This is a genomic window from Streptomyces flavidovirens DSM 40150, assembly GCF_000429085.1.
Taxonomy (GTDB): Bacteria; Actinomycetota; Actinomycetes; order Streptomycetales; family Streptomycetaceae; genus Streptomyces; species Streptomyces flavidovirens.
Genome location: NZ_AUBE01000028.1, coordinates 1 through 25035, shown reverse-complemented (window position 1 = coordinate 25035; position 25035 = coordinate 1). Strand labels below are relative to the sequence as shown.

Here is a 25035-nt window from a genome sequence, read left to right as displayed (position 1 = left end):
CCCCGAGAAGCAGAAGCTGGAGCTGCCCAAATTATCAAACCGGGCCGCCCGCGCCCGACGGGCGATCCCGGTCTCCTTCAGACCCTCACCAGGAGGGCAACAATGGTGTAGACCAATGAGGCCGAGCTTGGTGTCCGCGGCACCCGCCCGCTGCCCTCCGCTCCGCCATTCCCGCAGTACACACGGGGTTTCGGACATCGTTGACGCGGCCCATCAGCGCTGATAGACCTTCGCTTCACCAGCTGGACATCAGTGATCAACACGCCTTCTGAACAGGCCTTCTCCGTGCGAGTGATGACGCGAGGTCAAACGTCCCATGGACACCACCACAGTTCCGCGCAATGCCCGGCCCTCCTCCCGGGTCCGAACCCTGCTCGCCGTCGGAGCCGTCGGAGCCACCGCCCTGGCCCTGGCCGCCGCGGCCGCGACTCCACTGAACCCCGCCCCGCGGCAGGTGAAGGCGGCGACAGCGGCGGCCGACGGGAAGCGGACGCTGACCGTCGCGGTCTCGCAGAGCGTCGACTCCCTGAGCCCGTTCCTGGCCCAGCGTCTGGTCTCCACCACCGTCCACCGGCTGATCTACGAGAACCTGACGAACTACGACACCAAGGACAACCACGCGATCCCCGGCCTCGCCACCAAGTGGGAGCCGTCCCCCGACAAGCTGACGTGGACGTACACCATCCGTGAGAACTCCAGGTGGTCCGACGGCAAGCAGGCCACCGCCGAGGACGCCGCCTGGACGTTCAACACGATGATGAAGGACGAGGGCGCGGCCACCGCCAACGGCAGTTTCGTCGCCAACTTCAAGAAGGTCACCGCCCCCACCCCCACCCGGCTGGTCATCGAGCTGAAGAAGCCGCAGGCCACGATGGCCGCCCTCGATGTGCCGATCCTGCCCAGGCACGAGTGGGAGAAGGTCGGCGATTTCTCGAAGTTCAACAACGACAAGAAGTTCCCGGTCGTCGGCAACGGTCCCTTCGTGCTCACCGACTACAAGGTCGACCAGTACGTGAAGTTCCGGCCGAACCAGAAGTTCTGGCGCGGCGCCCCGAAGTTCGACGAGCTTGTCCTGAAGTACTACAAGGACGGTGACGCGGCCGTCGCCGCGCTCCGGAAGGGCGAGGTGTCCTTCGCGGCCAACCTCACGCCCGCCCAGGCCGCATCCCTCGCCGCGTCCAGGAACATCAAGGTCAACGACGCCCCCGGCCGCCGCTTCTACGCGCTCGCCACCAACCCGGGCGCCAGGTCCAAGGACGGAAAGAAGTTCGGCGACGGCCACCCCGCGCTGCTGAACCCGAAGGTGCGCCAGGCCCTCTTCGCCGCCACCGACCGCAGGACCATCGTCGACAAGGTGTTCCAGGGCCACGCCGTCGAGGGCGAGGGCTACATCCCGCCGCGCTTCTCGGCGTACCACTGGAAGCCGACGGCCGGTCAGAAGATCGCGTACGACCCGGAGAAGGCTGCGGCGCTCCTCGACGAGGCCGGCTACAAGAAGAACAGCGCTGGCAAGCGCGTCGGCAAGGACGGCAGGCCGCTGGACTTCCGCATCCTGTGCCACGCCATCGACCCGAACGACAAGGCCGTCGGCAAGTACCTGCAGGAGTGGTGGGGCGATCTCGGCATCGGTCTGAAGGTCGACTGCCGCGACAACGTCTCCGATCCGTGGCTGGCAGGCGAGTACGACCTGGCCTTCGACGGCTGGTCGGTGAACCCCGATCCCGACTTCGTCCTGTCCATCCACACGTGCGCGGCGCTGCCGTCCACGCCCAAGGACACCGGCGCGACGGACAACTTCATCTGTGACAAGAAGTTCGACGAGCTCTACGCGAAGCAGACCACGGAGTACGACGCGGCCAAGCGCGCCGGCCTCGTCAAGCAGATGCAGTCGCGGCTTTACGACACCGGCTACATGAATGTCATGGCGTACCCGAACGCGCTTGAGGCGTACCGTACGGACCAGATCAAGGCGATCACGACGATGCCCGAGTCCGGCGGCAACATCTGGGGTCAGGACGGCTACTGGAGCTGGTGGTCGGCCGTGCCCGCAGACGGCGGCGACACCTCCGGGGAGAGCGGTTCCTCCACCGGTCTCGTCATCGGTATCGGCGCGGCCGTCGTCCTCGCCGCGGCGCTCGGTGCCTTCGTCGCCATGCGCCGCCGGTCCACCGCGGAAGACCGTGAGTAGTCCATGAGCACTGCAAGCACCGCCCCCCTCGCGGAGGGTACGGCCGACGGCCCGGTCCCGGTGAAGACCGGGCCGTCCGGCCCCCGCGCCCGCTCCGCCCGTGCCTATCTGCTGTACGTCGCCGGAAAGCTGGGCGGCGCGGCCGTCTCGCTCTTCGCCGTACTCGTCACGAGCTTCTTCCTCTTCCGGATCATTCCGGGTGACCCGGTGCGTACCATGACGCACGGCCGCCAGGTGTCGGCCGAGCAACTGGCGTCTCTGCGCCACCAGTTCGGCCTGGACCTGCCGGTGTGGCAGCAGTTCACCGGCTACTGCGTCAAGGCTCTGAGCGGTGATCTGGGCATCTCGTACCAGTTCCACGCGCCGGTCGGTGAGCTGATCGCGCAGAAGCTGCCCGCGACCCTGCTGCTGACCGGCGTGGCCGTCGTCATCTACTCGGTGCTCGGCCTGTGGCTCGGCACGCGTTCCGCATGGCACCGCGGCCGGCTCGGCGACAAGGTCAACACCGGCGTGGCCCTCACGCTGTGGTCCGTGCCGTCGTTCTGGCTCGGCCTGCTGCTGATCATCACCTTCTCGGTGGGCATCGGCCCGATCCCCGGCATGTTCCCCACGGGCGGCATGGAGTCGGGCGGCGCGACCGGTTTCGCGTACGTCGCCGATGTGGCGCACCACATGGCACTGCCCGTCGTGACCCTGGTCGCGGTGGGCTACGCGCAGACGCTGCTGGTCATGCGGGCCTCGCTGCTCGACGAGATGGGCAGCGACTACCTGACGACGGCGCGCGCGAAGGGGCTGCGCGACGACCTGGTGCGGCGCCATCACGCCGTACCGAACGCCCTGCTGCCCACCGTCACCATGGTCTTCATCAACCTCGGCCATGTGGCGGCCGGTTCGATCCTCGTCGAGACCGTGTTCTCCTGGCCGGGGCTCGGTGGTCTCTTCTACCAGGCGCTGAGCGTGCCCGACCTGCCGCTGGTACAGGGGCTGTTCGTCGTCTTCGCCGGCGCGATGATCCTGATGAATCTTCTCGCCGACCTGCTCTATCCGCTGCTCGATCCCCGGGTGGGCCGATGACTGCTCCTGCCGCGACCGCCGCTCAGACCGCCTCCGCCCTCGCCCGGGCGCGACGCCGCAGCTCCGTGGCCCGGTTCTGGCGTTCGTACCGTACGCACCGGGCGGGCCTCTTCGGGCTCTGCGCCCTCGCCGTGATCGCGCTGGTGGCGCTCGCCGCGCCGCTGCTCGCCGGCAGCGACGTACAGAGTGTGACGAACGCTCCAGGGGCGGCGCTGGAGTCCCCAAGCGCCGAATTCCCCCTGGGAACAGACCAGTTCGGGCGCTCGCTGCTCGGCCTGCTGGTCTGGGGCGCGCGGATCTCCCTCACGGTCGGGCTGATGGCGGCCGCGCTGTCGGTGGCCATCGGTACGCTCGTGGGCATCGTCGCGGGGCACTTCGGCGGCTGGTTCTCGACCCTGATCATGCGGATCACCGACTGGTTCCTGGTGATGCCGACGCTGGTGCTCGCGATCGTGCTGGCCACGGTGATGTCGCGCAGTGTGTGGACGGTGATCCTGGCGATCGGCGTCACCACCTGGCCGACGACGGCCCGGCTGGTGCGAGCACAGACGCTGGCCGTCGAGTCGCGTCCGTACATCGAGCGGGCGACCGCGCTCGGCGGCGGCCACGGGCACATCATGACCCGCCACGTCCTGCCGAACGTCATGCCACTGGTCCTCGCCCAGACCACGCTGGGCATCTCCTACGCCATCCTGACCGAGGCGACACTCGCCTTCCTCGGCCTCGGCGACCCGGACGTCGTCTCGTGGGGCGGCATGCTCCAGGACGCGCGGGAGGCGGGCGCGGTCTCGTCCGGGCACTGGTGGTACCTGGCGCCGCCCGGCATCGCCATCGCGCTCGTCGCGCTGGCGTTCACGCTGTGCGGGCGCGCGGTGGAGTCCGTCCTGAACCCGAAGCTGGGAGTGTCGAACCGATGAGCACACCGGGCCCCTTGCTGGAAGTGAGGAACCTGCACGTGACGTACGGCGCCGGGACGCGCGCCGTACGCGGCGTGGACCTGAAGCTGTCGGCCGGTCAGAAGCTCGGCATCGCAGGCGAATCCGGCTGCGGCAAGTCGACGCTGGCGCTCGCGCTGCTGCGACTGCTTCCCGCTTCGGCGAACCTGAGCGGTGAGATCCTGCTGGACGGTGAGGACGTCCTCACCATGAGATGGGGGCGGCTGCGGGCCGTACGGTGGGCGGGCGCCTCGATCGTCTTCCAGGGCGCGATGCACTCGCTGAACGCCGTGCACCGGGTCGGGGAGCAGATCGCCGAGCCGGTGCTGCTGCACGGCAAGTCCACCGCCGCGGCCGCGCGGCGGCGGGCCGGAGATCTCCTGGAGCAGGTGGGGCTGCCGGCCGCGCGCGCCGACGCGTATCCGCACGAGCTGTCCGGCGGGCAGCGGCAGCGCGTGATGATCGCGATGGCGCTCGCGTGCGACCCGCGGCTGATCGTGGCGGACGAACCGACGACGGCGCTGGACGTGATGATCCAGGCGCAGATTCTGCGGCTGATCGGGCAACTGGTGGCGGACAACGACATCAGTCTGCTGATGATCAGCCACGATCTGTCGGTGCTGGCCGACACATGCGACCGGCTCGCAGTGATGTACGCCGGGAGGGTCGTCGAGGAGGGCCCGGCGGACCAGGTCTTCACCGACGCGCAGCATCCGTACGGCCTGGCCCTGTCGGCGGCGTTCCCCCGCATCGGCGATCCCGCTTCGCGCCGGGCCCCGCGCGGCCTGCCGGGCGACCCGCCGGACCCGTCGGCGCTGCCGCCCGGCTGTACGTTCCACCCGCGCTGCCCCGTCGCGCTGGACGAGTGCGCCACGGAGGACCCGGCGTTGCGGGAGGCGGGGGTGGGGCGGCTGGCGGCGTGCGTGCGGGTGGCGGCGGTGCCGGCGCCGGGGCTGCCGCCGGCGTGAGGGGGTGCGGTGCGCTGCGTCCGCTGCGCGGTCCCTTTCCCCACCCCGCCCCTTCCCGAACTGGGGCGCTGCCCCAGACCCCGGTCCTCAAACGCCGGACGGGCTGAATGCGGCGGGGGTTGCTGGGGCTCCGCCCCAGACCCCGCTCCTCAAACGCCGGAGGGGCTGGATTTGGTTGCGGCTACCATCCAGCCCGTCCGGCGTTTGAGGACACGCCCGTAGGGCGTCCGGGGTCTGGGGCGGAGCCCCTCACGCGGCGGAGCCGCAAAGTGTCACAGCGGGAAGGGGCGGGGTGGGGAACGGCCCCGCGCAGCGGATACCCGCGCCCCGCCCGCACCGCCGTCGCCGCCGCCGCCCACCCACCCTGACCACTCCACAACCCACCGGAGCCTGTTATGACCACCACCCCCCTCCTCTCCGCCGCCGGACTCCACGTCGCCTTCCCCGGGCGGCGTGGCGCGGCAACCGCCCGTGCCGTCGACGGTGTCGATCTCGACATCCGCCCCGGCGAGATCGTCGCGCTGGTCGGCGAGTCCGGCTGCGGCAAGACCACGCTCGCCCGCTCCCTGCTCGGCCTCGTACCGCCCACCTCCGGCCAGGTCACCTTCGGCGGTGCGCCCCTCGACTACGGCTCGCGTTCCCTCAAGGCGTACCGCAAGCGCGTCCAGCTCGTGCTCCAGGACCCGAGCGGCTCACTCAATCCGCGTCACACCGTGTACGACGCCGTGGCGGAAGGCCTGCGGATCCACGGTTACGCCGGCGACGAGCGCGAGGCCGTCGCCGGGGCGCTGTCCCGTGCCGGGCTCAGGCCCCCCGAGCGGTTCTTCCTGCGGTACCCGCACGAGCTCTCCGGCGGCCAGCGCCAGCGCGTCGTCATCGCCGGCGCGCTCGTACTCGAACCCGAACTCATCGTCGCCGACGAGCCCGTGGCGTCACTCGACGCGTCCGTACGGGGCGAGATCCTGGCACTCCTGCTGTCGCTGCGCGACGAACTCGGCCTCTCCGCACTGGTCGTGACCCACGACCTCGGGCTGGCGTGGAACATCGCGGACCGGGTGGCGGTGATGTACCTGGGCCGGATCGTGGAGAGCGGCCCGGCCGAGCAGGTACTGACGGCGCCTCAGCATCCATACACCCAGGCCCTGTTGTCCGTGCTGCCGGAATCCGGCGAAGTGCCGGTCGTCCTCACGGGTGAGCCCCCGGACCCGTCCCGCGTCCCCGGCGGCTGCCGCTTCCACGCCCGCTGCCAGGTGCTCGCGTCGGGCGAGGCGGAGCGTACGGGCGTCGCCGCCGACTGTCGTACGACGCTCCTGCCGGTCCTGACCGGCGACGGCGAAGCGCAGGTCGCCTGCCACTGGGCGGCGGCCCTGCGGGCGGACCGCCCGGGGAAGGCGACGCTGGGGAAGGAGGGGTCGGGAAAGGAGGGGACGGCTACCGCGTCTCGTACGCCTCGATGAGCTCGCTCGATCGCTTCACGTCGGCCCCGATCGCTTCCAGCAGCGCATCGATCGACTCGAACTTCTCCTGGCCGCGCACGTACGCGAGGAAGTCGACGGCGACGTGGAGCCCGTACAGGTCGAGACCGACCCGGTCGATGGCGTACGCCTCGACCGTGCGCTCCGTGCCGTCGAACTGCGGGTTCGTGCCGACCGAGATCGCCGCGGGCATCTTCTCGCCCTCCACGGTCAGCCAGCCCGCGTACACCCCGTCGGCGGGAATCGCGGTGTGCGGCAGCGTCTCGACGTTCGCCGTCGGGTAGCCGAGCTCGCGGCCGCGCTGCGCGCCCCGCACCACGACGCCCTCGACGCGGTGCGGCCGGCCCAGGATCTCCGCGGCGCCTTCGACGTCGCCCTCGGCCACCAGCCGCCGCACCAGCGTCGACGAGAACGGCTCGCCGCCGCCCGCCTCGCCCCTCACGTACAGGTCGACGACCTCGACCTCGTAGTCGTACGTCTGACCGAGCTCGGCCAGGAATGCCACATTGCCTGCCGCCCGGTGCCCGAAGCGGAAGTTGGGCCCCTCGATGACCGCCCGCGCGTGCAGCTTGTCGACCAGCACCTTCACGATGAAGTCGGCCGGCGAGAGCTTCGAGAACTCCTGGGTGAAGGGCAGGATCAGCAGCGCGTCCACGCCCAGCTCAGCCATCAGTTCGGCGCGCCGGTGGTGCGGGGCGAGCAGCGGCGGGTGGCTGCCGGGGCGCACGACCTCGCTCGGGTGCGGATCGAACGTAACGACGACCGACGGCACGCCCAGCTCACGGGCGCGCTCGACCGCGCGACCGATGATCAGCTGGTGCCCGCGGTGCACACCGTCGTAGGAGCCGATGGTGACGACGCTGCGTCCCCAGTCCTGGGGGATGTCCTCCAAGCCACGCCAGCGCTGCACTGTGACCGCTCTCCTCGTCCGAACTCGAACCCGATTACGCAGGTCTAAGACTGCCATGCCCCAGGCCTGCGGCTCGCATCGGTATACGCGTCCTCCAGGCTCTCGACCGTCCTGCGGGCGCTCGGCCCCACCAGCGCCTCCCACTCGCGGGGCGCGGCGGCCAGCCAGCCGGTGACGAGCGCCGCGAATCCGGGGATCTCGCGGCAGAGCCCGGCCAGCAGCCGGTCGAAGCAGGCCGCACCCTCGGGCGTACGGACCAGGAGCAGCCCGGTGCGGTGTACGAGGTCCCTGGTCCGGGCATCGCCCCTGCGCCGGGCGCCGGTGGCGGCGGCCAGCAGCACCGCCTCCAGAACGCCGGGGTCCCGCGCTCCGTACCTCTCCAGGAGTGCGTCGAGCAGCTCGGCCCGCAGCGGCCGTGAGGCCCGGCTGCCGGGTGCGGCGAGCACGGGGGCGAGGGCGCGCGGCAGGTGGCCGGGGTGGTTCCGCAGCAGGCCCGTGACCAGGGGATAGAGGACGGCGCGGGCCGCAGGGCCGTGTTCCAGGCGCCGGTCCACGAACGCGGCGGCGTGCGCGGCACCGTCGGGGTGGCGGCCGGCGTACTCGCGGACGAGGGCGGCGCAGCGGCGGGCGAGGGCGGGCGTACTGACGTCGGCGAGCGCGCGCAGTACGTCGCCCGCGCCCTCTCCGCCGCGCGCCAGACGGGCCCGGAAAGCGGCGAGAACGGGCTCGGGGTGGGTGGTGAGCGCGGCGGCGAGGGCGGTGGCGGGCAGCCGCGAACCGTCACCGGTGAACGCCGCCAGCGCCTGCGCCAGACAGTGCGGCCGGGTGTCCGGATCCCGTACGAGCAGGCCGAGAGCGAGGCCGTGCAGGGCGCTGTCGCCCGGCCGGGCGAGGAGGGAGAGCGCGGCATACCTGAGCAGTTCGCGGTCGGCGTCCGTCGTGACGTACGGCGCGGTGGTGAGCCCGTACGTCGCGGCGGCGACCCGGCGGGCCGGCCGCTCGCCGTCGTGGGACCAGCGGTCGACGGCCCGGCAGAGCGCGGACGGCTCCTCCTCGGCGAGGGCGGCGAGCAGTTCGTCGGCGCGGGGGTGCGCGCTGTCGACGAGGGCCTCGGTCAGATCGTCGATGGCAAGCCGGCGGCGGGCGTAGAGCAGCGCCTGGGCCACGCCGGCGACGGTGGGACGTACCTCGGCGTCGTCGGCGGCGGGCAGCGGCCGCCCGTCGTCGAACCAGTGGCAGAGCATGGGCTGCACGGCCTGTGGCGCGGCTTCCAGCCTGCGCGCCACGGCGTCGAGGTACCGGCCGTGCGGCGGTACGTGCCCGCTCTCCGGCGCTCCGTCGGCGGGCAGGAGCCGCCGCAGCAGGTCGATCCGCTCCGCCTCCGCGAGGCGTACCCGCTCCCAGAACCAGGGCCCGAACTCCGCGAGCCCGCCGAGGCCTTGAGGGCCGCCTTCCCGTACCGACCGCCGGCTGATGCTGTCGGCCAGCGCACGCAGCACGCCCAGGTATCCCCCGGCGTCCCCCACCCGCAGCAACACCTCCCGCAGCAACCGACTGCCCCACCACCACCCGCTCCCGCACGGAGCCGCCGACCCCCCTTCGGTTACGCCGCCCGCCCGCCCGTGCTGTACGCGCCCCGGCGGCGCGTAGGGGCTCTCCGCCCCCGGAGGGTGCGGGGAAGAGTCCAGCGCGTGCACCAGGTCCATCAGCCGGCGGGACAGCGCGGGCGGACCGTGCACACGGCCCAGGCGCAGCAGCGCCTGCACCACCGTCCCGATGCGATGAGGCGGCACCGGCGCCGTCGCCGACGGCCAGCACCCAGCACCGTGCCCCCCGGCCACGGCCGACACCTGCCCGCCCGCCTCGCCCACCCCCTCGTCCGCCTGCCAGTCGGCGGCCCCGGCGTGCGCACCGCGCGGGGACGACACGGGCGCGGCGGCCCCCGGCGGATGGAGCAGGGAGTCCGCCGGTTCGGAGGCCCGAGCTTCGCGCGTCCCGCCGGCCTGCTGCGCCTCATAGTCCGCGTCCGCATGCGCACCGCACGGGAACGACACGGGCGCGGCGGGCCCCGGCGGACGGAACGGGAAGTCCGCCCGTTCGGAGGCCCGAGCTTCGCGCGTCCCGCCGGCCTGCTGCGCCTCATAGTCCGCGTCCGCATGCGCACCGCACGGGAACGACACGGGCGCGGCGGGCCCCGGCGGGCGGAGCGGCGAGTCCGCCCGTTCGGAGGCCCGAGCTTCGCGCGTCCCGCCAGCCTGCTGCGCCTCGCGGGCCTCCTGCGCCTCCTGTGCCTCCCGCACCTCGTGGACCAGGGTGTGCAGCGCCGTGTCGACGTCCAGGTGTATGGCCTGGAGCCAGTCCGCGAGCTCCTCGTGGGCGAACCGGTACCCGGACCCGGCCGGCACCAGCAGCCCCTCCGTCAATACCGCCGACGCCCACCCCGTACGCCACGGGAAGATCGCTTCGAAGGACGCGCGGTCCAGTTCGCCCCGCCCAGAGCCAAGACAGCGCCGCGCCGCCTCGTGCACCTGCCCCGAGACCCTCGCGGCGAGCCGCCGCACCGCCGTGCCCCGCGGCGTCGGCCGGGCCGCCGCCGCCAGCCGCGCCGCGATGCGCAGGCACTTCAGGTCCACGTACGCGGAGAACACGTCCTCGCGCGAAGGGTGTCCGGGTACATCCCCCGGCAGCGCCTCCCGTACCTCCGCCAGCAGCCGCAAGGTCAGCGGATGCCGGGCGTCGGAGGCGTCCGCGAGTGTCCCCTCCGGGATGCCGTACCGCTCGCGGGCGTGTGCCGCCTCGGCCTCGGTCAGGTCCCCGATCCGTACGGCCGCGGGCAGCCCGTCCCAAGGCCCGGCCCAAGGCTCGGCCCAAGACCCGGTCCAGAGCCGCGTCGGCCGGTGCAGTGCGCCCTCCGGGTACAGCGGCCCCGCCTGCTCCCAGTACTCGGCCCGGCACGCCACGGCCAGCCGCGCCCCGGCTCCGCGCAGCCAGCTCGCCGTCCCCGCGGTCCAGTCGGGCAGCCGTTGAGCCAGTGCGCGTGGCATTTCCTCCGGAGCGTCCAGCAGTACGAGCAGCGGCCGGCCCGCGTCGCGCGCCAGCCGCGCCACCCGCTCCGGTGTGGCCGCCCCCGGATCGCCGCTCCGCTCCCCCGAAGCGCCGACGATCCGCCCCGCCTGCCGCAGCGCCCGTGCCACCGCGTCCGCGACCGAGGTGTCACCGGCCCGCAGGTCCGCGCCGCGCAGCCAAAGCGTCGGGGCCGGCTCCGGGCCCTGGGCACACCGTTCGGCCAGCGCGGCGAGTTCCGTCGTACGCCCGGTTCCGGGGTCCCCGACCAGAGCGAACACCAGCGCGCCGGCCGACACCGAGTACGCCGAGGACGCCGAGGACGCCAAAAAAGCTGTGAACTCCCCTGCCGTCTCCGCCCGTTCCACCGGGCCCTGCCACCGGCCCGGCCCCGGCCCGGCCGACGTCGCCGTCAGCTGCAAGGCGCCCGCGAGGTTCAAGTCCGGCCCGAAGCCCGGCACCGTCGCCGCGTTCCGCCGCAGCAGCTCCGCCAGCGGCCCATCGGGCCATGCCGCTGCCGCCGCCCGCAGTGGTACGGCGAACCCCGCCGCCCGCCGCTCCGCGCACAGCCCGGTGCCCAGCACGGCCAGCACCGCCCCCGTCTCCGCGTCCAGGACCGGCGCCCCCGCCGCCGGGCCGCCGAGGCGCAGCGCGTCGCTGCCAGCCGTCCCCATCGCCAACTCCACCGCGTGGTCGATGAGATGGAAGCGGTCGGTCGCCGTGTAGGTGACCGTGACCGGCCTGAGGATCCGCGCTTCCCGCCAGCCCCCGGCCGCCAGCCGTACGTACGTGCCCGTCTCGATCCGGTCCCGCACCGCGACCGGTACGGGCCGTACGCCGAGCCCTTCGGTCCGTACGAGCGCCAGATCCGTCTCCGGCAGCGGAATGATCGCGTCGGCCTCGGCGAGACAGGTCCGCTCGCCGGCTCCACCGGGCTCGCCCGGCGCGTGCAGGACGACCCGGGTCAGGCCGTCGACCGCCTCGTGGCTGGTGACGACGGTGCCCCGGTCGTCGGCGACGAACCCGGTCCCGCGCGGGCGCCCCGCCGGATCGCAGATCCGCACCAGCGTGACGGAGGGCGACGCGGGCAACGCCGTCTCCGGTACCGCCATCGCCGAACCTCCCCGCCGTGCCCCGTGATCACCGACGGTAGGTCCGCGGTGATCACCAGGAGAAGGACGCACGGCGAAAGCGCCCCCCAGTGCACCCGTCAGTCACTCCGAGCGCCCGCCCAAAGGGGTGAATCGGCGGTGCGGACTGGAGAGACTTCCGGAGGGGGATCGTGGAGCGGACAGTCGACGGGCTGCCCGCTCCACGATGGGGGGCCGGCCACTCCCCGGCATGCCTCAGCCGAATACCACCGGCAGGCCTCAGCCGAATACGGCGAGACTCTTCGCCTTGCCCCGGCTCTCCTCGACCAGCGCCAGGAACCGTCCCTCGGGCCCGAAGACCGCGACCGGGCTGGTGTCGTACGCCGGCATGTCGAGCCGTACGCCGTGGGTCACCAGGCCCGCGCGCCGCTCGTCCACGTCCCACCGCGCGAACGCGGCCGCGGCCGCCTCGGCGATCGGCATGACGGTGAGCTCTTCCTGGAGCTGCTCCAGCGTCTTCGCCGCGTCGAGCCCGTACGGGCCGACCCGCGTGCGGCGCAGCGCGGTCAGGTGACCGCCGACGCCGAGGCCCGCGCCGAGGTCACGGGCGAGGGCGCGGATGTACGTACCGGAGGAGCAGACGACGGAGACGACGAGGTCGACGACGGGCGTCCCGTCCTCGGCCACCGCCGGGCGTACGTCGTACACCTGGAAGGACGAGACGGTCACCGGCCTGGCCGGGATCTCGAACTCCTCGCCCTCGCGCACCCGCGAGTACGACCGCTTGCCGTCGATCTTGATGGCGCTGACCTTGGACGGCACCTGCATGATGGCGCCGGTCAGCTCGGCGACGCCCGCGTCGATGCCTTCCCTGGTCACGCCCGAGGCGTCGACGGTCGAGGTGATCTCGCCCTCCGCGTCGTCGGTGACCGTGGTCTGGCCGAGCCGGATCGTACCGAGGTACTCCTTCTCGGTCAGGGCGAGATGGCCGAGGAGCTTCGTGGCCTTCTCCACACCGAGGACGAGGACGCCCGTCGCCATGGGGTCGAGGGTGCCCGCGTGCCCGACGCGGCGGGTCTTGGCGATCCCGCGCATCTTGGCCACGACGTCGTGCGAAGTGAAGCCGGACGGCTTGTCGACAATGACAAGGCCGTCCGGCGTCGTGGTGGTGCGCTTGTTCATTCCGCGGTTTCGCCCTTGTCCTCGGCTTCGGCTTCGGCTTCGGCTTCGGCTTCGGCGGCTTCGGCCTCGTCGTCGTCCTCGGGCTTGCGGTACGGGTCGGCCTCGCCGGCGTACGTCTTGCCCGTCGACACCTGGCGCACCTCGGCGTCCTTGGCGCGCGCCTTGTCGAGGAGGTCCTCGATCGTGCGCGCGTTGTCCGGGAGCGCGTCGGCGACGAAGGCCAGCGACGGCGTGTGCCGCACGCCGGTCTGCCGGCCGACCTCGGAACGCAGGACACCCTTGGCGCTCTCCAGGGCGGCGGCCGAGGCGGCGCGCGCTTCGTCGTCGCCGTAGACCGTGTAGAAGACCGTGGCCTCCCGGAGGTCACCGGTGACACGGGCGTCCGTGATGGTCACGAACCCCAGTCGCGGATCCTTGATTCGCCGGTCCAGGGTCTCCGCGACCACGACCTGGATGCGATCGGCCAGCTTGCGGGCCCGCGCTTTGTCGGTCACCGGTCCTTCTCCTCTTTCTGCTTCTGCTGAACTTCAGTCTTCGTCACCGTGCAGCCGCCGTCGTACCGACAGCAGCTCCACCTCGGGCCGGGCGGCGACCATGCGCTCGCACCGGTCCAGTACTTCCGTGAGGTGCCCCGTGTCCCCTGATACCACCGCCAGGCCGATCTCGACCCTGCGATAGACATCCTGGTCGCCGACTTCGGCGACGCTCACCGCGAACTTGCGCTGGAGTTCGGCGACGATCGGGCGTACTACAGAGCGCTTCTCCTTCAGCGACCGTACGTCGCCGAGGAGCAGGTCGAAGGACAGTGTCCCCACATACATGTGTGTGTCCGGATGTCCCGCCGGTTCGGGGTCGTGCCCTGCCAACGACTTGGCAGGGACACAAGAACCGTACACGCAACGGCCGGGGCCGCTCGACGGAAATAATCTCCGCCGAGCGGCCCCGACTGTCGTTGTACGGATCAGCTACACGGCTCAGCCGCGCGGCTTCTCGCGCATCTCGTACGTCGCGATGACGTCGTCGACCTTGATGTCGTTGAAGTTTCCGAGGTTGATACCGCCCTCGAAGCCTTCGCGGATCTCGGTGACGTCGTCCTTGAAGCGGCGCAGACCCTGGATGTTGAGGTCCTCGGCAATGACCTTGCCGTCGCGGATGAGGCGCGCCTTGGTGTTGCGCTTGACCTCTCCGGAGCGGACGAGAACACCGGCGATGTTGCCCAGCTTGGACGAGCGGAAGATCTCGCGGATCTCCGCCGTACCGAGCTCGACCTCTTCGTACTCCGGCTTGAGCATGCCCTTGAGGGCCGCTTCGATCTCTTCGATCGCCTGGTAGATGACCGAGTAGTACCGGACGTCGACGCCCTCGCGGTCCGCCATCTGCGCGGCGCGGCCGGCAGCTCGGACGTTGAAGCCGATGACGATGGCGTCGGAGCCCATCGCCAGGTCGATGTCGGACTCGGTGACCGCACCCACACCGCGGTGCAGGACCCGGATCTCAACCTCTTCACCGACGTCGAGCTGGAGCAGCGAGGACTCGAGAGCCTCCACCGAACCGGACGCGTCGCCCTTGATGATGATGTTGAGGTCCTGGACCAGACCGGCCTTGAGCACCTTGTCGAGGTCCTCGAGGGACACCCGGCGGGTGCGCTTGGCGAAGGCGGCGTTGCGCTCACGCGCAGCACGCTTCTCGGCGATCTGGCGGGCCGTACGGTCCTCGTCGACGACCAGGAAGTTGTCGCCGGCGCCGGGGACGTTCGTGAGACCCAGGACCAGGACGGGGGTCGACGGACCCGCTTCCTCGACGTTGTTGCCGTTGTCGTCGAGCATGGCGCGGACTCGGCCGTAGGCGTCACCGGCGACCATCGTGTCACCGACGCGGAGCGTTCCGCGCTGGACGAGCACGGTGGCGACGGCGCCGCGGCCCTTGTCGAGGTGGGCCTCGATGGCGATGCCCTGCGCGTCCATCTCGGCGTTCGCCCGGAGGTCGAGCGACGCGTCGGCGGTGAGGATCACGGCTTCGAGCAGCTGCTCGATGTTGAGACCCTGGCGCGCGGAGATGTCGACGAACATCGTGTCGCCGCCGTACTCCTCGGCCACCAGACCGAACTCGGTGAGCTGACCGCGCACCTTGGTCGGGTCGGCACCCTCGACGTCGATCTTGTTGACCGCGACCACGATCGGCACGTTGGCCGCCTTGGCGTGGTTCAGCGCCTCGATCGTCTGCGGCATCACACCGTCGTTCGCCGCGACCACGAGGATCGCGATGTCGGTGGACTTCGCACCACGGGCACGCATGGCGGTGAACGCCTCGTGACCGGGGGTGTCGATGAAGGTGATGGCGCGCTCTTCACCGTTGACCTCGGTGGCGACCTGGTACGCACCGATGTGCTGCGTAATACCGCCGGCCTCGCCCGCGACGACGTTCGTCTTGCGGATAGCGTCCAGCAGTCGGGTCTTACCGTGGTCGACGTGACCCATGACGGTCACGACCGGCGGACGGGAGACGAGCATGTCCTCGCCGCCCTCGTCCTCGCCGAACTCGATGGAGAAGGACTCGAGAAGCTCGCGGTCCTCCTCCTCCGGGCTGACGATCTCCAGGATGAAGTTCATCTCTTCAGCGAGGAGCTTGAGCGTCTCGTCGGAGACGGACTGCGTGGCAGTGACCATCTCGCCGAGGTTCATCATCACGCCGACGAGCGACGCCGGGTTGGCGTTGATCTTCTCGGCGAAGTCGGTGAGCGAGGCACCGCGCGACAGGCGGACGGTCTGTCCGTTGCCGCGAGGCAGCATGACGCCGCCTACCGACGGGGCCTGCATGGCCTCGTACTCCTGGCGCCTCTGCCGCTTCGACTTACGACCGCGGCGCGCGGGACCGCCGGGACGGCCGAACGCACCCTGCGTGCCACCACGGGCACCCGGGCCGCCGGGACGTCCACCGAAGCCGGGACGACCGCCGAAGCCGCCGCCACCACCGGGACGGCCCGCACCGCCACCGCCACCGGGACCACCGGGACGGCCGGCGAAGCCGCCACCGCCACCGCCGGGACCGGCCGGACGGCCGGCGAAGCCGCCGCCACCGGGACGACCGCCGCCGCCTGCCGGACGGCCACCGGGGCCGCCGGGGCCACGGCCACCGCCGCCAGGACCGCCACCGGGACGGGGGCTGGCCGCGGGACGCTGCGGCATCATGCCGGGGTTCGGACGGTTACCGCCCGGAGCACCACCCGGTCGCGGGGCGCCGCCCTGCGGACGGGGCATGCCACCAGGGGAAGGACGTGCGCCACCCTGACCCTGCGGGCGCGGAGCGCCGCCGGGAGCACCCTGGGGACGGGGGGCGCCACCGGGGGCACCGGCACCGCCGGGACGCGGGGCGCCACCCGGACGGGGCGTCTGCGGACGCGCCATGCCGGTGGAGCCACCAGAGGTGAAGGGGTTGTTTCCGGGACGCGGACCCGCGGGACGGGCGCCTCCCGGACGGGGGGCCTGCTGGCCACCGGGGCGGGCGGGACGCTCGCCACCACGGCGGTCGTCACGCTGACCACCGTCACGCTGACCGGCGGGAGCCGGACGGGCAGGGCGCGGGCCGGGCGTGGCACCCGCGGGACGCGGGGCCTGCTGGGGCTGCGCGGGGGCAGCGGGGGCCTGCTGGGCAGGCTCGGGCGCGGAGAACTCCGCCGCGGGCACCGGAGCCGCCGGGGCGGGCTTGGCCGGTGCGGGCTTCGGACCCGGACGCGGGGCACCGGACGGCGCGGAGGCCGCCGGAGTCTCGGCCGCGGCCGGCTTGGGGGCCGGTGCGCCCGGCTTCGGGGCGCCCGGACGGGCCGCCTGTGCCGGGGAGGGCGCAGACGAGGCGGTAGCCGGGGACGGCTTCGCGGGCGTCGCCTTACGCGGCGCGCCCGGCTTGGCTGCGGTCTTGCCGGCGTTGCCGCCGGGACCCTGCAGTGCGTCAGTCAGTTTGCGTACAACCGGCGCCTCGATCGTCGAGGACGCCGAACGGACGAATTCACCAAGTTCTTGGAGCTTGGCCATGACGACCTTGCTCTCCACACCGAACTCCTTGGCGAGTTCGTATACCCGGACCTTTGCCACTTCGCTCCTTTTAGGTCCGGGTTACCGCCGGACCGTCGCTACTTCATGGGCGTACTCATCGCGTACTCATCGAGTGCTCATCGCAATCTCGACCTACTTCCAACTCGCGAGGTACCTGACCGCACGGTTATCCGTGCCGTTCTCTTCTTACGGTGTTGCTGTTGCCTGCTCGACAAACCGGCTCAACGCCGTTGTGCCAAGCGGTGCCCGGCCCCGAAAGGCCCGGGGAAACGCCCGGCGGCGGACCGCCAGAGCGAGACACTCAGAGGCGGGGTGGATGTACGCACCCCGGCCGGGCAGCGTACCGCGAGGATCGGGGACACATTCACCCTCGATCTCCACGATGCGCAGCAGTTCGCGCTTGGCCGCTCGCTCCCGGCATCCCACACAGGTTCGCTCAGGGCATACGCGGGCATGCGTCCGGCCAGACACTATTAAGTCTACCTCCCCGCGGCGACCTCGCCCCATGGGGGCAAAAATCGAACGGTTGTTGTCGTAAAACCGGCCTCAGCCCTGGTCGGCGGACTGGGGCTGTTCGGTGTCGGAACGGATGTCGATGCGCCAGCCGGTCAGCCGGGCGGCGAGCCGGGCGTTCTGGCCTTCCTTGCCGATGGCCAGCGAGAGCTGGTAGTCGGGCACGGTGACGCGGGCGGAGCGGGCCGCCATGTCCACGACCTCGACCTTGCTGACGCGCGCGGGCGACAGGGCGTTGGCGACCATCTCGGCCGGGTCGTCCGACCAGTCCACGATGTCGATCTTCTCGCCGTGCAGCTCGGCCATGACATTGCGCACACGGCCGCCCATCGGGCCGATGCAGGCGCCCTTCGGGTTCAGTCCGGAGCGCGTCGAGCGTACGGCGATCTTGGAGCGGTGGCCGGCCTCGCGGGCGATGGCCTCGATGACGACCGAGCCGTCGGCGATCTCCGGGACCTCCAGGGCGAAGAGCTTCTTCACCAGGTTCGGGTGGGTGCGGGACAGCGTCACGGACGGACCGCGCACACCCTTGGCCACCCGCACGACGTACGAACGCAGGCGCAGACCGTGCGTGTACTCCTCGCCCGGCACCTGCTCCTGCACCGGAAGGATGGCTTCCAGCTTGCCGATGTCGACCAGGACGTTCTTGGGGTCCCTGCCCTGCTGCACGACGCCCGTGACGACATCGCCCTCGTGGCCCGCGTACTCGCCGAAGGTCCGGTCGTCCTCGGCGTCGCGCAGACGCTGGAGGATGACCTGCTTGGCGGTACTCGCCGCGATCCGCCCGAAGTCGGACGGGGTGTCGTCGAACTCCTTGGGCTCCTGGCCCTCTTCGAGGTCGGCCGGGTCTTCCTTCGCCCAGACCGTCACATGCCCGGTCTCGCGGTTGAGCTCCACGCGCGCGCGGCGGAAGCTTCCCTCGGTGCGGTGGTACGCGATGAGGAGGGCCGATTCGATCGCCTCGACCATCAGGTCGAAGGAGATCTCCTTTTCCTTCGCCAAGCCCTTCAGGAGCTTTACGTCGATATCCATGGCTACGCCTCCTCTTCCTTCTTGTCCTTGCGGCTGAACTCGATCTCCACCCGGGCCTTGGCGATGTCCGCGAAGGCGACCCGGCGGGCGGTGGGCTTACGGCCCTTCACGCCCGGCACTTCGAGGTCGAGCCCCTCGTCGTCCACGGTCAGAATGCGTGCGACCAGCTCGGTGGCGTCGTTCAGCGTCAGCTTGGCGAGGCGGCCGGTGGCCCGTACGTAGTGCCGGTGCTCCGACAGCGGGCGGTCGGCGCCCGGGGAGCTGACTTCGAGGACGTACTCGCCCTCGCCCATCGCGTCCGTCTCGTCGAGCTTCTCGGAGATGGAGCGGCTCAGCTCGGCACAGGCGTCGAGTTCCACGCCTTCGTCGGAGTCGACGACGATCCTCAGCTGGCGGCGCCTGCCGGTCCGGGACACCTCGATGTCTTCCAGATCGAGGCCTTCCGCGCTGACCAGTGGTTCCAGGAGTGCGCGCAGCCTGTCGCTCTGGGTGGTGCTCATCCGGGTGACTCCTCGGCCGCGTGTGCTGTTGTGTGGATCGTCGCGTGTCAGATCAAAGGGTATCCGGTCGCGGGGGGTGTTGCCGTCCGCCTGCCGGGGAGCCGCGGGTACGCTCGCCTGCGGTGATCACCGCAGAGCCCCGAGGGAGACACAGGTGCGGCGCACGGAAACCACACGCAGGGGTGCGCTCGCGGCGACCGGGGCCGCGGCCGTCGCGCTGCTGACCGGCGGGTGCACGCAGGACTCGGCTCCGCCTGGCCGGGACGGCTCCACAGCCGCCGCGGTACGGGCCGAGGCCGGGCTGCGCAAGCGTTCCGCGCGGGCCAGGCAGACGCTGCTGGCGCACTACGACGCCGTTGTCGCCGCCCATCCCTCCATCGCCGGGCGGCTGGAGCCGCTGCGCGAAGCGGTGGCCAGGCAGGCGGACGCCCTGCGGGGCGAAGGCCCGGCGGGCCGCGCCCCCGCGCCCCCGGCCGTCGCCGCGGAGCGCGGGGCCGCCCTGAAGAAGCTCGCGGCCGAGGAGCAGCGCGGCACCGACGCGTACACCGCGGCTCTCCTCGAAGCGCCGCCGGAGCTGGCCCGGCTGCTGGCGTCCGTCGCCGCGGCCGGCGCCGCCCACGTATATCTGCTGACCGGTCTGTTGACCGAAGGGAGCGACGGGTGAGCGGGACGCCGACCGCCGTGCAGGCGGTGGAGGCCGTGCAGGCCGCCCTGGCCGCGGAACACGCCGCCGTGTACGGGTACGGAGTCGTCGGCGGCCGGGTGGCCGAAGAGCGCAGGAACGAGGCACGGGAGGCGTACGACGCCCACCGTTCGCGGCGCGACGCGCTGGAGCGGACCGTGCGCGACCTGGGCGCCACCCCGGTGGCCTCGGCCGCCGCGTACGCCCTGCCGTTCCCGGTGCCGGACGAGGCGGCGGCCGTACGGCTCGCCGCCGAGCTGGAGGACCGGGTGGCCGGGGTCTACTCCGACGTCGTACGCGCCGCCGCGGGCCCCTTGCGGCGCGAGGCGGCGGGGGCGCTGCGGGAGGCAGCGGTGCGGGCCGTGCGCTGGCGGGGACGCGGCGTAGCCTTTCCTGGGCTTGCGGAGCTGACCACCCCGGCGGTGAGCCGCGAGCAGTGAGCTTCGACCCGGACTCCGAACCGGCCTTTGAAGGGGACACCACACGCATGCTTTTCGAACCGCCGCAGCGTCTCGTACGAGCGCTCGGCGAGGCGTACCCGGACGTGGCCGCGGACTGGCTCGGGCAGGTGCCGGAACTGGCCGAAGAGGCGGTGTCCCGGCGGAAGCTGACGGTCGAGCGGGTGCAGAACCCCGGCGGCAGGAGCAGCCTGGTCGTCCTCGTACGGCAGCAGGACGGCACCCCCGCCGCGCTCAAGATCGCACCGGAGGCGGCCGGGCCCGCCCTGGAGCGCGCGGCGCTGGCGCACTGGAACGGCTGGGGAGCGGTCGAGCTGCTCGACACCGATGCCGGCGCCGACGGGACCGCCGGCGCGGGTGAACTCCTGCTGGAGCGCCTGCACTCCGAGGTCTCGCTGCGTTCCCTGCCGGAGGCCAAGGCCCTCCTGGAGGCGGCCGGAATCGTACGCCGGCTCTGGATCGAGCCGCCCCCGGACCACGACTTCGAGACGGTCGCCGAGCGCACGGCCCGCCAGACCGCGGCGATGCGCTCGGCCGACCCCGCCCTGGCCCCGCTGATCGAGGCCGCCCTCGCGGCGCGCGACGAGCTGACGGCATCCGCGGACGAACTCCTGCTCCTGCACGGCAACTTCAGGCAGGGCAAGGTGCTCGCCGGCGACCGGGCGCCGTGGCTGGCCGTCGGGCCCGATCCGCTGGTCGGCGAGCGGGCGTACGACCTTGCCCGGCTGGTCCGCGACCGGGTCGAGGACTTGGTCGCCTCCGCCGGGGGCCCGTCCGCCACCCGCCGCCGGGTGAACAGGCTCGCCGACTCGCTGGACGTCGACCGGGGCAGGCTGCACGGCTGGACGCTGTTCCGTGCGGTGGAGTCGGGCGTACGGGCGACGGCGGCCGGCCGCCACCAGGACGCGGAGCTCCTGCTGGAGTTCGCCGGCTGGCTGTAGCTGGCCCGGAGCCGCTGCGCGGGGCCTTTTCCCCACCCCGCCCCTTCCCGCTGTGACACTTTGCGGCTCCGCCGCGTGAGGGGCTCCGCCCCAGACCCCGCTCCTCAAACGCCGGAGGGGCTGGAGGTGCCGGGCAGGACCGAGTTTTGCGGCCAGGGCCGCAACACTCGCCCCTGCCCGGCCCCCGGCCGGGGCTCAGGCCGTCAGGCGGGCGATCGCCTCGTCGACGGTCAGTTCCTCGCGCTCGCCCGTGCGGCGGTCCTTCAGCTCCACGACGCCCTCGGCGCTGCGGCGGCCCGCCACCAGGATCTTCGGTACGCCGATGAGCTCGGCGTCCGTGAACTTCACGCCCGGCGAGACGCCCGGACGCTCGTCCACCAGCACCCGCAGCCCGGCCGCGCCCAGCTTGTCCGCGACCTCGACGGCCAGCTCGGTCTGGAGCGCCTTGCCCGCCGCGACGACGTGCACGTCCGCCGGGGCGATCTCGGCGGGCCAGCACAGGCCCTTGTCGTCGGCGGACTGCTCGGCGAGCGCCGCCACGGCGCGCGAGACGCCGATGCCGTAGGAGCCCATGGTCACGCGGACCGGCTTGCCCTGCTGGCCGAGCACGTCGAGCTGGAAGGTGTCGGCGTACTTGCGGCCGAGCTGGAAGATGTGGCCGATCTCGATGGCGCGGTCGAGCTTGAGGCCGGCGCCGCACTTGGGGCAGGGGTCGCCCTCTTCGACGACCACGACGTCGAGGTACTCGTCGACCTCGAAGTCGCGGCCCGCGACGACGTTCTTCGCGTGGGTGTCGGGCTTGTTGGCGCCGGTGATCCAGGCGGTGCCGGCGGCGACGCGCGGGTCGGCGATGTAGCGGACCTTCTCCAGGCCCTGCGGGCCGACGTAGCCGCGTACGAGATCCGGACGGCCCACGAAGTCCTCGGCCGTGACGAGCTCGACCACGGCGGGCGCCAGGTGCTCGCCGAGCTTGCCGAGGTCGACCTCGCGGTCGCCGGGGATGCCCACGGCGACGATCTCGCCGTCGACCTTGACCAGCAGGTTCTTGAGGGTCGCGGACGCCGGTACGCCGAGGTGGTCGGCGAGGGTCTCGATCGTCGGGGTGTCGGGGGTGTCCAGCTCCACGACCGGGCCGTGCTCCGCGTCGTCGTACGCGGCGGCGACGGCAGCGGGGCTGAAGGTCACGGCCTCCGTGTTGGCGGCGTAGTCGCAGGACGGGCAGTCCACGAAGGTGTCCTCGCCCGCCGCGGCCGGGGCCAGGAACTCCTCGGACGCCGAGCCGCCCATCGCGCCGGACACGGCGGAGACGATGCGGAAGTCGAGGCCCAGGCGCGCGAAGATCTTCTGGTAGGCGGCGCGGTGCAGCGCGTACGACTCGGCGAGGCCCTCGTCCGTCGTGTCGAAGGAGTAGGAGTCCTTCATCTGGAACTCACGGCCGCGCAGCACGCCGGAGCGCGGACGCGCCTCGTCGCGGTACTTCGTCTGGATCTGGTAGAGCATCACCGGCAGGTCCTTGTAGGACGTGCACTGGTCCTTGACGGTCTGCGTGAAGATCTCTTCGTGCGTCGGGCCGAGCAGGTAGTCGGCGCCCTTGCGGTCCTTGAGGCGGAACAGCAGGTCGCCGTACTCCTCCCAGCGGCCGCTCGCCTCGTACGCCTCCTTGGGCAGGAGGGCGGGCAGCAGCACCTCCTGGGCGCCGATCTCGTCCATCTCCTCGCGCACGACGCGCGAGATGTTGTCGAGGACCTTCTTGCCCAGCGGGAGCCAGGTCCAGATCCCCGCCGCGTTCCGGCGGACGTAGCCTGCGCGCACCAGCAGCTTGTGGCTGAGCGTCTCGGCGTCCGCCGGGTCGTCACGCAGTGTCTTGACCATCAGACGGGACATGCGCTGGACCTGGGCCATGGTGAACTCCTGCGAAGAAAAGTGTGATGGCTAGGAGGTTAGCCGGGCAGCACAGGCACCGGGAAATCCGTTACGCGCCGTGACGGCGCAGCGGGAGTGGAGCGCCCATCACGGCGTACGGCCTGGGGGCGCTCGGGAAGTGGACCTGGCGCGCCAGGTCGACGTAACCCAGCGCCCGGTAGAGGCCGCGGGCCGGGCTCTCGATGTCGATGGCGGAGAGGATCGAGCGGGGCTGCGCGGCGGTGTCCGTGATGGTGGTGATCAGCTCGCGGCCGATGCCGCGTGCCTGGTGGGTGGGGGCGACGTGCAGTTCGGTGATGACGAAGGAGTCGTCGAGCCAGTCGTCGTTGCCGGTGCGGCGCAGATACGGCTCGACGACGGTGGACCACCAGTGCGTACGGTCGTTGGGCATCCCGTAGACGAAGCCGACGAGCCGTCCGTCGGGCGTCGTGGCGCCGAGCGCCCGCGCGCCGGGGCTGAGCAGGTGCCGCAGCACGATGTGCCGGCGTACGCCGATCTCCTCGTCGGTGAGCCCGAAGGCGAGGGCCTGTACGGCGAGCGCCTCGTCCACGCGCGCGGCGAGATCGACCGGCGCGACCACTACGGCGGGGGTCTGGGGTACGCCCCCGGAAAGAGGTGCCATGCTGCGCACCCTACTTCCAGGCGATGTCAGAACAACACGCTCATGAACGCGCCGACCTCGCGGAAGCCGACCCGGCGGTACGAGGCACGCGCCGCCGTGTTGAAGTCGTTCACGTACAGGCTGACGACGGGCGCGACATCGGCCAGCGCGTAGCGCAGAACGGCCGCCATGCCGGTCTCGGACAGTCCCTGGCCGCGGAATTCGGGGGCCACCCAGACGCCCTGGATCTGGCAGGCCCGCGAGGTCGCGGCGCCGATCTCGGCCTTGAAGACGACTTTGCCGTCCTCGATGCGGGCGAACGACCGGCCCGCCGCGACGAGTTCGGCGACCCGCGCCTGGTAGAGCAGCCCGCCGTCGCCCGCGAGCGGCGAGACGCCGACCTCCTCGGTGAACATCGCCACGCACGCGGGCATGATCACGTCCATCTCGGCCTTGTGGATGCGCCGGACGCGGGGGTCGGGCCGGACGTCGGGCGAGGGCTGTTCGGTGACCATGAGCGGCTGGTGCGGGCGTACTTCGCGGGCGGGGCCCCAGCTGGGTTCGAGCAGCCGCCACAGCTGCCTGGTGCTCTCGGCGGGGCCGACGATCGACGAGCAGCGGCGGCCGGCCCTGCGGGCGCGGTCGGCGAAGCCGCGTACCGCTTCGGGGGTGGCGCAGATCGGGACCAGGTTGGCGCCGGAGTAGCAGAGCGAGCGGAGGCGGCCGTCGGCGTACCAGCCCCACATCTCGCCGCCGAGGCGCCACGGGTCGAGACCGGCGGCCTGGACGCGCGAGGTCACGAAGGCGTTGGCGACGGGCTCGCTTTCGAGGATGGCGAGCGCGGCGCCGAGTTCGCCGGGGTCGAGGACCCGGGTAGTGGTCTGAGTCAACACGTGAGGGGCCTCACCGTACGGTCTTCTGATCTCCGCACTCTACCGGGCGTGTCCGCGGGGCGTCGCATACGGAACGGAGCCCCGCCGGTGAGGGCGGGGCTCCGTGTCGTCGGTGTGCGGGCGCGTCAGCCGACGGAGACCGCCGGCTCGCCGGACATGACGCCGTCCTTCTCCATCTGCTCGGCGATTTTCATCGCCTCTTCGATGAGCGTCTCGACGATCTTCGACTCGGGCACGGTCTTGATGACCTCGCCCTTGACGAAGATCTGCCCCTTGCCGTTGCCGGACGCGACACCGAGGTCCGCCTCGCGCGCCTCACCCGGACCGTTGACGACACACCCCATGACGGCGACGCGCAGCGGCACCTCCAGGCCGTCGAGACCGGCGGCCACCTGGTCGGCGAGCTTGTAGACGTCGACCTGCGCACGCCCGCAGGACGGGCAGGACACGATCTCCAGACGCCGCTGCTTGAGGTTGAGCGCCTCCAGGATCTGGAGGCCGACCTTGACCTCCTCGACCGGCGGCGCGGACAGCGAGACCCGGATGGTGTCGCCGAT

At 71.9% G+C, this 25035-nt stretch carries 21 protein-coding genes; 8 read left to right on the top strand and 13 right to left on the bottom strand.

Annotated features, from left to right (window positions below; translation table 11 throughout):
* Positions 1-316 precede the first annotated feature (316 nt).
* The 5 genes from G412_RS0127030 to G412_RS36145 all read left to right on the top strand — a co-directional run bounded on the left by G412_RS0127030 (position 317) and on the right by G412_RS36145 (position 6622).
* The gene (locus G412_RS0127030) at positions 317-2188 is read left to right on the top strand and encodes an ABC transporter substrate-binding protein (RefSeq protein ID WP_028814807.1); all 1872 of its coding nucleotides are present in this window, start codon (positions 317-319) and stop codon (positions 2186-2188) included.
* A gap of 3 nt (positions 2189-2191) precedes the next feature.
* Positions 2192-3262: an ABC transporter permease gene (locus G412_RS0127025; RefSeq protein ID WP_028814806.1), complete on the top strand. Its 1071-nt coding sequence runs from the start codon at positions 2192-2194 to the stop codon at positions 3260-3262.
* Positions 3259-4179, top strand: a complete 921-nt coding sequence (locus G412_RS36150; RefSeq protein WP_037650000.1) for an ABC transporter permease — start codon at positions 3259-3261, stop codon at positions 4177-4179. The genes G412_RS0127025 and G412_RS36150 overlap by 4 nt, the downstream gene beginning before the upstream one ends.
* Positions 4176-5165, top strand: coding sequence for an ABC transporter ATP-binding protein (locus tag G412_RS0127015; RefSeq protein WP_037649998.1), 990 nt, complete (start codon positions 4176-4178; stop codon positions 5163-5165). Before G412_RS36150 ends, G412_RS0127015 begins: the two co-directional genes overlap by 4 nt.
* A gap of 395 nt (positions 5166-5560) precedes the next feature.
* A complete protein-coding gene (locus G412_RS36145) occupies positions 5561-6622 on the top strand; it encodes an ABC transporter ATP-binding protein (RefSeq protein ID WP_078607424.1) in 1062 nt (353 codons plus the stop codon).
* Here G412_RS36145 and G412_RS0127005 read toward each other — a convergent pair.
* From G412_RS0127005 to rimP, 9 genes are all read right to left on the bottom strand, one after another.
* On the bottom strand, positions 6597-7550 hold the full coding sequence (locus G412_RS0127005) for a bifunctional riboflavin kinase/FAD synthetase (protein ID WP_028814804.1): 954 nt from the start codon (positions 7548-7550) through the stop codon (positions 6597-6599). The genes G412_RS36145 and G412_RS0127005 overlap by 26 nt on opposite strands.
* Before the next feature lie 44 nt (positions 7551-7594).
* Positions 7595-11725 carry a S1 family peptidase gene (locus G412_RS37390; protein ID WP_244283235.1) on the bottom strand — a complete coding sequence of 1377 codons (4131 nt, stop codon included), beginning with the start codon at positions 11723-11725 and terminating at the stop codon, positions 7595-7597.
* A 258-nt stretch (positions 11726-11983) separates the two neighbouring features.
* On the bottom strand, positions 11984-12886 hold the full coding sequence (gene truB / locus G412_RS0126995) for a tRNA pseudouridine(55) synthase TruB (RefSeq protein WP_028814803.1): 903 nt from the start codon (positions 12884-12886) through the stop codon (positions 11984-11986).
* Positions 12883-13380, bottom strand: coding sequence for a 30S ribosome-binding factor RbfA (rbfA, locus tag G412_RS0126990; protein ID WP_028814802.1), 498 nt, complete (start codon positions 13378-13380; stop codon positions 12883-12885). The genes truB and rbfA overlap by 4 nt, the downstream gene beginning before the upstream one ends.
* A gap of 33 nt (positions 13381-13413) precedes the next feature.
* Positions 13414-13707 carry a DUF503 domain-containing protein gene (locus G412_RS0126985; protein WP_028814801.1) on the bottom strand — a complete coding sequence of 98 codons (294 nt, stop codon included), beginning with the start codon at positions 13705-13707 and terminating at the stop codon, positions 13414-13416.
* A 153-nt stretch (positions 13708-13860) separates the two neighbouring features.
* Positions 13861-16974: a translation initiation factor IF-2 gene (infB, locus tag G412_RS38525; protein WP_078607422.1), complete on the bottom strand. Its 3114-nt coding sequence runs from the start codon at positions 16972-16974 to the stop codon at positions 13861-13863.
* 147 nt (positions 16975-17121) lie between these two features.
* Positions 17122-17406, bottom strand: coding sequence for a YlxR family protein (locus G412_RS38520; protein ID WP_078607420.1), 285 nt, complete (start codon positions 17404-17406; stop codon positions 17122-17124).
* A gap of 75 nt (positions 17407-17481) precedes the next feature.
* Positions 17482-18480, bottom strand: coding sequence for a transcription termination factor NusA (gene nusA, locus G412_RS0126970; RefSeq protein ID WP_028814798.1), 999 nt, complete (start codon positions 18478-18480; stop codon positions 17482-17484).
* A 2-nt stretch (positions 18481-18482) separates the two neighbouring features.
* On the bottom strand, positions 18483-18980 hold the full coding sequence (rimP, locus tag G412_RS0126965) for a ribosome maturation factor RimP (RefSeq protein WP_028814797.1): 498 nt from the start codon (positions 18978-18980) through the stop codon (positions 18483-18485).
* Between the two features lie 154 nt (positions 18981-19134).
* On the opposite strand from rimP, the gene G412_RS0126960 reads away from it, so the two are divergent.
* The 3 genes from G412_RS0126960 to G412_RS0126950 are packed head-to-tail and all read left to right on the top strand — an operon-like array spanning position 19135 to position 21061.
* Positions 19135-19644: a twin-arginine translocation signal domain-containing protein gene (locus tag G412_RS0126960; RefSeq protein WP_028814796.1), complete on the top strand. Its 510-nt coding sequence runs from the start codon at positions 19135-19137 to the stop codon at positions 19642-19644.
* Entirely contained in the window at positions 19641-20102 is a 462-nt protein-coding gene (locus G412_RS0126955) for a ferritin-like domain-containing protein (RefSeq protein ID WP_244283233.1), read from the top strand. Before G412_RS0126960 ends, G412_RS0126955 begins: the two co-directional genes overlap by 4 nt.
* A 47-nt stretch (positions 20103-20149) precedes the next feature.
* The gene (locus tag G412_RS0126950; protein ID WP_028814794.1) at positions 20150-21061 is read left to right on the top strand and encodes an aminoglycoside phosphotransferase family protein; all 912 of its coding nucleotides are present in this window, start codon (positions 20150-20152) and stop codon (positions 21059-21061) included.
* Between the two features lie 195 nt (positions 21062-21256).
* On the opposite strand, the gene G412_RS0126945 is transcribed toward G412_RS0126950, so the two are convergent.
* The 4 genes from G412_RS0126945 to G412_RS0126930 all read right to left on the bottom strand — a co-directional run.
* Complete coding sequence (locus G412_RS0126945; protein WP_028814793.1) at positions 21257-22963, bottom strand: proline--tRNA ligase; 1707 nt, start codon at positions 22961-22963, stop codon at positions 21257-21259.
* Between the two features lie 70 nt (positions 22964-23033).
* A complete protein-coding gene (locus G412_RS0126940) occupies positions 23034-23606 on the bottom strand; it encodes a GNAT family N-acetyltransferase (RefSeq protein WP_051338645.1) in 573 nt (190 codons plus the stop codon).
* A 26-nt stretch (positions 23607-23632) separates the two neighbouring features.
* Positions 23633-24478 carry a GNAT family N-acetyltransferase gene (locus tag G412_RS0126935; RefSeq protein WP_244283232.1) on the bottom strand — a complete coding sequence of 282 codons (846 nt, stop codon included), beginning with the start codon at positions 24476-24478 and terminating at the stop codon, positions 23633-23635.
* 125 nt (positions 24479-24603) lie between these two features.
* Positions 24604-25035, bottom strand: a 432-nt coding sequence (locus G412_RS0126930) for a flavodoxin/ferredoxin-dependent (E)-4-hydroxy-3-methylbut-2-enyl-diphosphate synthase (protein WP_028814790.1), incomplete at its 5' end; no start/stop codon positions are given.